Source organism: Phenylobacterium sp. (genome assembly GCF_004799515.1).
In the GTDB taxonomy this organism is placed as follows: Bacteria; Pseudomonadota; Alphaproteobacteria; order Caulobacterales; family Caulobacteraceae; genus Phenylobacterium.
In genome coordinates this window covers 1-8,716 of record NZ_SSMX01000012.1, presented here as the reverse complement: position 1 = coordinate 8,716, position 8,716 = coordinate 1, and the positions used below count along the sequence as shown (strand labels likewise).

8 protein-coding genes are annotated in these 8,716 nt (G+C 71.8%); 1 reads left to right on the top strand and 7 read right to left on the bottom strand.

Annotation, left to right across the window (positions count from 1 at the left end):
• Both E8A49_RS05500 and E8A49_RS05495 read right to left on the bottom strand, forming a co-directional pair.
• On the bottom strand, positions 1-887 hold an 887-nt coding region (locus E8A49_RS05500; RefSeq protein WP_293377301.1), incomplete at its 3' end, for an acyltransferase.
• Between the two features lie 11 nt (positions 888-898).
• Positions 899-1,138: a hypothetical protein gene (locus E8A49_RS05495; protein WP_293377298.1), complete on the bottom strand. Its 240-nt coding sequence runs from the start codon at positions 1,136-1,138 to the stop codon at positions 899-901.
• A 159-nt stretch (positions 1,139-1,297) separates the two neighbouring features.
• On the opposite strand from E8A49_RS05495, the gene E8A49_RS05490 reads away from it, so the two are divergent.
• A complete protein-coding gene (locus E8A49_RS05490) occupies positions 1,298-2,602 on the top strand; it encodes a nucleotide sugar dehydrogenase (RefSeq protein ID WP_293377295.1) in 1,305 nt (434 codons plus the stop codon).
• 7 nt (positions 2,603-2,609) lie between these two features.
• On the opposite strand, the gene virB11 is transcribed toward E8A49_RS05490, so the two are convergent.
• The 5 genes from virB11 to E8A49_RS05465 form a co-directional block, all read right to left on the bottom strand.
• Entirely contained in the window at positions 2,610-3,608 is a 999-nt protein-coding gene (virB11, locus tag E8A49_RS05485) for a P-type DNA transfer ATPase VirB11 (protein ID WP_293377292.1), read from the bottom strand.
• Positions 3,609-4,739 (bottom strand): type IV secretion system protein VirB10, encoded by a 1,131-nt coding sequence (gene virB10, locus E8A49_RS05480; RefSeq protein WP_293377304.1) that lies wholly within the window; start codon positions 4,737-4,739, stop codon positions 3,609-3,611. It abuts the gene before it with no gap.
• Positions 4,736-5,506 carry a TrbG/VirB9 family P-type conjugative transfer protein gene (locus E8A49_RS05475; RefSeq protein ID WP_293377289.1) on the bottom strand — a complete coding sequence of 257 codons (771 nt, stop codon included), beginning with the start codon at positions 5,504-5,506 and terminating at the stop codon, positions 4,736-4,738. The genes virB10 and E8A49_RS05475 overlap by 4 nt, the downstream gene beginning before the upstream one ends.
• Positions 5,503-6,672, bottom strand: coding sequence for a type IV secretion system protein (locus E8A49_RS05470; protein ID WP_293377286.1), 1,170 nt, complete (start codon positions 6,670-6,672; stop codon positions 5,503-5,505). Before E8A49_RS05470 ends, E8A49_RS05475 begins: the two co-directional genes overlap by 4 nt.
• A partial coding sequence (locus E8A49_RS05465; RefSeq protein WP_293377283.1) for a VirB4 family type IV secretion system protein occupies positions 6,669-8,716 on the bottom strand: 2,048 nt, incomplete at its 5' end. The genes E8A49_RS05470 and E8A49_RS05465, both read right to left, overlap by 4 nt.

Here is an 8,716-nt window from a genome sequence, read left to right as displayed (position 1 = left end):
CCCATCCAGGCCACTAGGGCGCCGGCGCGCCCGGCGTGGGCGTTCAGTCCCAGAATCAGCACGAGCGGGAAGGCCACGATGACGCAGGCCGCGTCCATCGCCCAGTTGCCGACCATTGCGGCACACAGAATCGTGGCGGCGAGCAGCAGGCCCACCACCGGCCCAGGCAGGACGATCGAAGGCAAACGCCCCGCCTTGTTCAGCCGGTAAATGAGTACGCCCAGTGGGTAGCTGAACCCGACCCGCACAATGCCGGCCCAGGCGTTGTGCAGGCTCCAGCCGCCGCCGAGGTGATGCATGGTCCGGGCGGTGAAGATCACCGCCAGGGCGGCCAGGGCGGTCCAGACCGCGAGCCGGCGCGTGGTGGCCCATCGCAGGGTCGCCGCATGACCGAAGTTGGCCAGGATCTCGAAGAACAGCGACCAGTAGGGCGTGTTCAGCACGAACAGGGTGGCCCCGCCGGTCAGGCCCGGGATCAGGAACAGCTGTCCCAGGAAGGTCAGGATCGAAAACGTCACGCCCTGCTCGCGGGCGATGCTCAGGACGGTGGCGAACAGGGTCCCCAGCACCATCAGCGGGTAGAGGCGCATGAAACGCACCTTGGCGAATTCCGCCAGCGTCATGCCGCCGCGCAGCCGGCCCTCGTAGGCCGAGGCCACGACGAAGCCGGAGAGAACGAAGAAGAAATCAACGGCCAGATAGCCGTGCGAGAACGGACCCGAGGCGCGCATCTGGTTCTGCAGGTGGTGGCCAACCACCAGGAAGGCGGCCAGCCCGCGCAGCCCGTCCAGCACTACAAAGCGCGGCTGGCGCGCCACTGCCGCCGGCAGTGTCGGGGTGCCGCTCTCAGCGCCTGGGGCGTCCGCCCGGTCGGTTGCGATGGCCATGTGCGGTCCCGCTACTTGCGCAGGGCGTAGACGGCCAGCAGGCCATAGAGCCCCGCCGCCAGCGCGATGATCAGCGCCAGGGTGAGGATCGGGCTGGACCGGCGGTTGATCTGGCGCAGGTAGGCGATCTTCGACGCCCGTTCGGCCTCGGGGTCGATCCCGCCGCGCCGGCCCGAGCCCATCAGCAGCATGACGATGGTGGCCACGACGCCGAAGGCCATGAAGACCAGATCGCCGACCGAGAACTTCATGGAGGGGTCAACCTACGGCCGGCGCCGAAGCGCGCCCCGTTCAGACGAAGACGTTCAGGTCCCGGAGTCAACGCGGCCGCCTCTCTGCGCAACGGCGAAACGCCGCATAAGCCCCTCGCGCCGCCCAGCAGTCGTGATAGGCAGGCGGCCGAATCCTATATGGACCGCAGAATGTTGCAGAACCCCTTCACCCAGACCCCCGCGACGATCGCGGTGATCGGGCTGGGCTATGTGGGGTTGCCCCTGGCCGTGGCCTTCGCCGCCGAGCATCAGGTGGTGGGCTTCGACATCAAGCCGCAACGGATCGCCGAGCTGGCGGTCGGCGAGGACCGCACGCTCGAGGTCACGGCGGCGGAGCTGGCGGCGGCCAAGGGCCTGAGGCTGAGTTCCGACCCGCAGGACCTGAAGGCCTGCAACGTTTTCATCGTCACAGTGCCAACGCCCATCGACGCGCAGAAGCGCCCGGATCTCACCGCCCTGATGGCGGCCAGCCGCGCGGTGGGCGCGGCGATCAGTTTGGGCGGCGTGGTGATCTATGAATCCACGGTCTATCCGGGTGCCACGGAAGAGGACTGCGTGCCCTTGGTGGCGCAGGTTTCGGGCCTGACCTTCAACCGCGACTTCTTCGCCGGCTATAGTCCCGAGCGCGCCAATCCGGGCGATCCGACCCACCGGCTGGCCAACATCGTCAAGGTGACGGCGGGTTCGACGCCGGCGGCCGCCGACTTCGTGGACGCGCTCTACGCCTCGGTGGTGACCGCCGGCACGCACCGCGCCAGCTCCATCCGTGTGGCCGAGGCGGCCAAGGTGATCGAGAACACCCAGCGCGACCTGAACATCGCCTTGATCAACGAGTTCTCGCTGATCTTCCAGCGGCTTGGCCTGGATACCTCAGAGGTGCTGGCGGCCGCCGGGACCAAGTGGAATTTCCTGAATTTCCGGCCCGGCCTGGTCGGCGGCCACTGCATCGGGGTCGATCCCTATTACCTGACGCACAAGGCCGAGGCCCTGGGTTACCATCCCGAGGTGATCCTGGCCGGGCGACGGATCAACGACGGCATGGGCGCCCACGTGGCGCGCGAGCTGGTCGGGGAAATGGGCCGGCGCGGAGTGTCGGCTGACGGCGCGCGGGTGCTGGTCATGGGCCTGGCGTTCAAGGAGAACTGCACCGACCTGCGCAACACCCGCGTCACCGACATCATCGGAGAGCTGACGGCTTCCGGCGCGCGCGTCGAGGTCTGGGACCCCTGGATCGACGCGGACGAGGCGCGGGCCGAGTATGGCCTGGAGCTGATCGCTGTCCCGGAGGCCGGCGCGAGCTACGACGCCATCGTGCTCGCCGTGGCGCACGACCAGTTCCGCGAGATGGGGCCGGACGCGATCCGCGCCCTGGGCGGGGCCGCGTCGGTGCTGTTCGACGTGAAGAGCGTCTTACCCAAGGCGGCTTCGGACCTGCGGCTCTAAGGCGGCTTCAACCGCGGGCGTTGCGCGCCTGGGCCAGGAACAGGACCTCGGTCATCCGCCGCGCGCCCTCGTTGCGATCGAGCTGGACCACGACGTCGACCACCTGGCCGATGTAGGCCCGCAGCTTGTCCCAGCCGAGATCGACGCCGGAGGTCATCGCCAGGAGCGCGATCTGGTCGAGCGCGCCGGACGGATTGTCGGCATGGACCGTGGTGATCGAGCCCGGATGGCCGGAATTGACGGCGCGCAGCCAGGCGAAGGCCTCGGCCCCACGCAGTTCGCCCAGCAGGATGCGGTCGGGGCGCAGGCGCAGGGCGGCGGCCAGCAGGCTGTCGGCGTCGACGCGGGCCTCGCCGGTCTCGCCGCGCGCGGCGACCAGGCCGACGGCGTTGGGATGGTCGAGGCGGATTTCCGGGGTGTCCTCGATGGCCACCAGCCGCTCGGCGCGGGGAATTTCCTTCACCAGGGCATTCAGGAGGGTGGTCTTGCCGCTGGCCGTGCCGCCGGCGATCACCAGGGTCTTGCGGCGCCGCACGGCGGCCTTGAGGAAGCCCATCAGGTCGCCGACGTCCAGCAGGGCGGCGAGTTCGGCGTCGGCAGCCTGGCGCTGGGCGGCGCCGGCGTGGGCGGGCGTGGCGAACAGGCCGCTGCGCGACAGCTCCTCCAGGCTCAGGTCGCTGATCAGGTGCTTGCGCACCGCCATGGCCAGGCCGCCGCGGGTGGCGGGCGGCGAGATCACCTGCACGCGCGCGCCGTCGGGCAGGGTCGCCGACAGCAGCGGTTGCTCGCGGTTGACGCCCTGGTGGCTGGCGGCGGCGATCTGCCGGGCCAGGCGCTGCAGGGCCTGTTCGGTCAGCTGGTCGGCGGGTTCGCGGCTCATGGCCCCGTCGACGGTCTCGATCCAGACTTCTCCCGGCCGGTTGATCAGGACGTCAGTGACGTCGGCGCGGGTGAGCCAGGGCGCGAGCGGCGCGAGGTAGGCCTCGAGATAGACGCCGGCGGTCATCTAGCGGGCCGGGGCGACGCCGGAGAAGTCGAGGTCGCGGGCCACCGAGACCTGCACCGGCGCGCCCTGCGCCACCTTGATGGTGGTCGGGATGTCGATCTGCTTCTGCAGCGCGATGGCCGCGACGTTCTGCGCCTGGGTGGGCGAGCCGATGATGAGGGCGTTGGTGGTCCCACCGCCGCTGTTGGCCGCCGCCTCGATGCCGCCGCTGATCACCGACAGCAGGATCGAGGAGCCGAAGCGTTCGAAGAAGTGGCTGTCGGCCTTGCCCTCCAGGCCGCCGCGCCCCAGGCGGTCGGTGGCGGGCGAGCCCACGTCGATGGAGACGCCCTGCGGAGTGATGATCCGCGACCAGACCACGAAGGCGCGCGTCTGGCCGATGGCGGCGGCGGACTTGTACTGGCCGATCAGGTGCGAGCCGCGCGGGATCAGGACCTGGGCGCCGTCGAAGCCGCGCACGTCGCGGCTGACCACCGCCCGCACCGAGCCCGGCAGGTCGGAGTCGATGGCGGTCTCCAGCACCGCCGGGATCACGAAGCCCTGCGGCACGATGCGCGAGACGTCGTGCATCTGGGTGGCGCGGGCGGTGTCGTTTCCCCCGCCAGAGACGCGGGCGGCGAAGCGCTCCTCGGCGTTGGGGCCGTCGGCGGCCGCGGCGCCGCCGGCGACAGGCGCCTGGGCCTGGGCGAGCCGGAGCGGCGCGGGCGAGGCGGCGCCGGCGGATCCGGCGTCGCTGAGGTCGACGACCATGGCCGGCGCGCGCCAATGGGTCTCGGGTTGGTCGAGCGGCGAGGGCGGCGGCTGGACGGCGGCCGGAGCCGGCGCGGGCGGCGGCGGTGCGGGCGCGCTCGCAGGCGCCGCCGGCGGTTCATTGCCGAGCGCCTGGACGGCGCCGGCCCAGCCGGGCGTCGCCGTGCTCTGCGCCGAGGCTTGGGTGGTCGAGGCATGCGCCTGGCGCGCGCCGCTGAGTGAGGTGAAGACCGCCACGCCCAAGAGCGCCGCGCCGGCCAGGCCCAGCACCACCGTCCAGGGCGAGGACGGCTGGACCACCTGCGGGCGGACCCAGTGGTCGGGATTGAAGACCTCGCTGACGGGTTCGGCGCTGAGGGCTTTGGGCTTGGGATCGGTCATCGGCGCCACCAGGGCTGCTTCTCGCGCGGCTTCGGGCTGAGGGTCGAGGCCATCTGCCCCTTCCAGCCGTCGTTGAACACCTTGGTCACCTCGCTGCCGCGGCGCAGGACGAAGCCCGGCGCGGTGCGGTCGACGACGATGTAGCCGTCCTGCATGTGCGAGTTGACCACCGTCTCGGCGCCGTCCGGGTCGACGGCGAAAATCGCCGGCAGGTCCTCGTCTGGCGCGAACGCGAAGTAGGTCGCCAGGCCGTCGTCGAACAGCTGGGTCGGCAGCGCCTTGGCGCTGCCCTGGTAGCTGTAGGCGTGGTTGCGGTCGACGGGCGGCGGCGGCGGGGCGGGTGGCTCAACTACGGCGACGGCCACCGGCGGATAGAGGAAACGCACCGAATAGGGGATCTGCTTCGCGCCCGCGTGCTCGCGGACGCTGAGCTGGAACTGGTAGCGGCGCAGGTTGGTCACCACGGTCATGTTGGTGTCCGGCCGCCTGGCCTGGGGCTTGAGGAACAGCAGGTTGGCCTTGCGGTTCGGCGTCACCTGCCAACCCAGGGCGTCGCCGATGGCGACGTTCTCGATCCGCTCGCCGGGGTCGAACTCGAGGGAGAGCTGGTAGCCCAGCACGCCCTTCAGCTCGACCACCTGGGTCGGGTCGTACATCACCTCGAAGATGCGCGGGTCGCCGGCGCCGGGATGCGGCTCGATGGCCAGCGCCGGCGCGGCGCTGAGGGCCAGGGCGGCGGCGAGGGCGCTTAGGGCGGGGCGGCTCATGCGCGGCTCCCTGCGGGCGCACGCTCGACAGCCGGGCGGCGGTAGGCGTCGCCGAGGCGGCCGGGGCGGTCGGACGGATAGGAGCGCTCGTCGGTCGTGGTGGTGACGGTGGCGCGGGTGGTGTGGCTCAGGCGCGCCGCGTCAAGGCGGCCAGCCGCGGCGATCCGGTCGCGCTGCAGGTCGAAGGCCAGACGCTGGATGCGCGAGGCGTAGGCTTGGGCTGGCGCGACGTTTTGGGACGGTTGAACCGCGGGCGTAACAGGCCGGCGCTCGGTGGGCGCGGCGTGGGGCAGGCGGAAGCCGAAGGCGGTGATCCCGGCGGCGGCCAGGAGGGCGATCTGGCCTGCGCCGAAGACGAAGACCAGGCTGGCCACGCTCATGCCGGTCTGTGGGTCCAGGGTGTTGGCCTCGCGCTGCTGGGCGAGCGTGACGAGCCAGGGCTCCAGCACCGACAGCATCAGGACGACGACGAGCCAGCCCAGCAGGGGCACGAGCGCGGCGGCCGCCAAGGCCCGGACCCAGCCGGCGAAGAGGCCGCGCGTGGCGGGGATCAGGAAAAGGGCGATGAATACCGGACCGACCGCGGTCAGGACCCCGATGGCCAAAGTTGCGGCGGCGATCACCCCGGCGGTGGTCAGGAAGAGCACGTTGGACGCGGCGGAGAGCGCTCCGGCCGCGGCGGCGGGCGGACTGCCGGCGGCCTTGGCGTCCGCGCCCGCCGCCTTGCCGAAGGCGGCGGCGTCGCGGGTCAGCTGGTCGTAGGCGGTCTGCAGGCCGCCCACCGGATCGGCGGCCAGGGATCCGCCGTGCGCCTGCAGCGGCGCGGCGACCGCGGCGGCGACCTCGCCCGGCGCCTTGCCGGCGATGTCGAAGACCAGGGTCTGGAAGGTCGCCCAGCTAGTCACCAGGGCCAGGACGGCGCCGATCTTCAGCGCGATGCCCGGCGCGTCCGACAGCCGCGCGCCATCGGCGGCGAACAGCATGCGGTAGCCGACCAGGGCGACATAGATGGCGAGCAGGGCGGTGAGCGCGATCTGGAAGCCGGACGAGGCCGAGGTCAGGGACGAATAGCCGGCCTCGGCGAAGGCGCGGGTCTGGCAGTCGACCGCGCCCAGGACGCCGCGGATGACGCCGTCGCCCACCAGGTTGGCGCAGGAGCCGCTCATGCCGCCGACCGGCCTTCCATGAAGGGGGCGAGCCAGGCGTCGGGCTCGTCCCCGAGCTGGCCGCGCAGGGCCTCCAGCCGGCGCACGGCGCGCTCGGTCCCGGCCAGCACCGCCAGCTCGCCCGAGAGGCCGGAGAGGTCGAGGCGGGCCACCACGCTGTGGTCGCCACGCTTGATCAGGAAGCAGCGCGAGGTGTCGGGCAGGCTGCGGACCAGCTCGTACTCGTGCTCGGTCAGGCCGAAGCCCGCCACATAGTCCTCCCGCCGCGCGCGGCTGTTGGGGAAGAAGACCTGGGTCGCGGCCTGTTCGATGATCGCCGAGGCGATGCGGCTCTCCAGGGCGTCCGAGGCGCTCTGGGTGCAGAAGCCCACCAGGCCGTTGCGCTTGCGGATGGTCTTTTCCCAGTCCTTGATCCGCCGCACGAAGACCGCGTCGTCCAGCGCCTTCCAGCCCTCGTCGACGACGATGATCGCCGGCGAGCCGTCCAGCCGCTGCTCCAGGCGATGGAACAGGTACATCATGGCCGGGGTGCGGATGGTCGACGCATCCAGGATCCTGGTCATGTCGAAGCCCAGGATGCGGGCGTCGATGTCCAGGCGGTCGGAGGCGTTGTCGAACAGCCAGGCATGCTCGCCGCCCTCGCACCAGGCGGCAAGGCGGGCGGCCAGGTCACCGGCGTGCGGGCGGCGCGCGCCCCGGAACAGCTCGCGCAAGTAGCGCAGGCGGCGGTGGCCGGGCGCCTGGGCGTAGTTGGCGTCCACGGCCTCGGCGATCATCGCCCGGTCCTCGGCGTCGAGGCCGCCGCCCTCGGCGGTGAGCAGTTGGCCCAGCCAGTCGGCCAGGAAGGCGCGGTTGGCGGGATTGTCGGCCAGCGCCAGCGGGTTGAAGCCGGTGGGCTCGCCCGGCGAGATCACGTCGTAGCGGCCGCCGATGGCGCGGATGAAGGGCTCGGCGCCCCGGTCCTTGTCGAAGTAGGCGATGCGCGGCTTCAGGCGCTCGGCCTGGGCCAGCAGGAAGGTGAGCAGCACCGTCTTGCCGGAACCCGACGGCCCGATGACCGTGAAGTTGCCGAGGTCGGCGTTGTGGAAGTTGAAGTGATAGGGCCCGAAGGCGGTGGTCTCCAGGACCGCGATGGCCGGGCCCCAGTGGTTGCCCTCGGCCTGGCCGGTCGGATGGTTGTGGAAGCTGGCCAGGCTCGCGAAGTTGGCCGCCGAGATCAGCGCCTTGCGCGCGGCGAACTTCAGGTTGCCGGGGAACTGCGCCCAGAAGGCGGGCTCCAGGTTGGTGTCTTCGCGCACGGCGATGGCGCCCGCCTCGGCCAGGGCCGACTGGACGTCGGCCACCGCGCCGTCGAGCTCCTCCAGGCTGTCGGCCTTGGCCAGGATGGTCAGCGTGTGCTCGCCGTAGGCCGCGCGGCCGGCGCCCACGTCGTCGCGGGCCTGGGCGAGTTCGGTGCGCAGGCTGATCGCGTCGTCATCGGCGGCGCGCAGGCGGCGAAGCGCCAGGCCCATGCGGTCCAGCGCCTGCTGGCGGTCGACGAAGGCGAAGCTCTCGGTCAGCACCAGCTCCATGGGCAGGCGCAGGACGCCGTCCAGCAGGCCGGGCGCGGTGCGCGCCGGATAGTCCTTCAGCGAGACCACCGCGCCGAAACTGGACGGGCCGGCGTTGGGGCCGAACTCCATGGCGTCGAGGCCGAAGGAGAGCCGGCGCGCCGCCAGCGCCTGGCCGAGGTCGCCGGTGGGCGCGAGCATGGGCCGTAGCTCGCCGTTGAGGATCAGGCCCAGGAACTCCGCCGGTTCAGACCGCTGCGCGCCGCCGGGGCCGGCATAGAGCGACAGCGTCCGCGGACCGTAGGGGGCGAGCGCCGCGGCGAAGGCCTCGCGGGAGGCGTGCAGGGCGCGCAGCTCGCGATCCAGGTCGGCCTTCTGGGCTCCGGGCTGACGGACGAGGCGCTCCAGGAAGCCCGCGCCGCCCTGCAGCGGCCGGCGCACCAGCGTCAGGAAGATGTCGTTGACGTAGAGCCGGCGCCCGGCCAGCCGCTCGC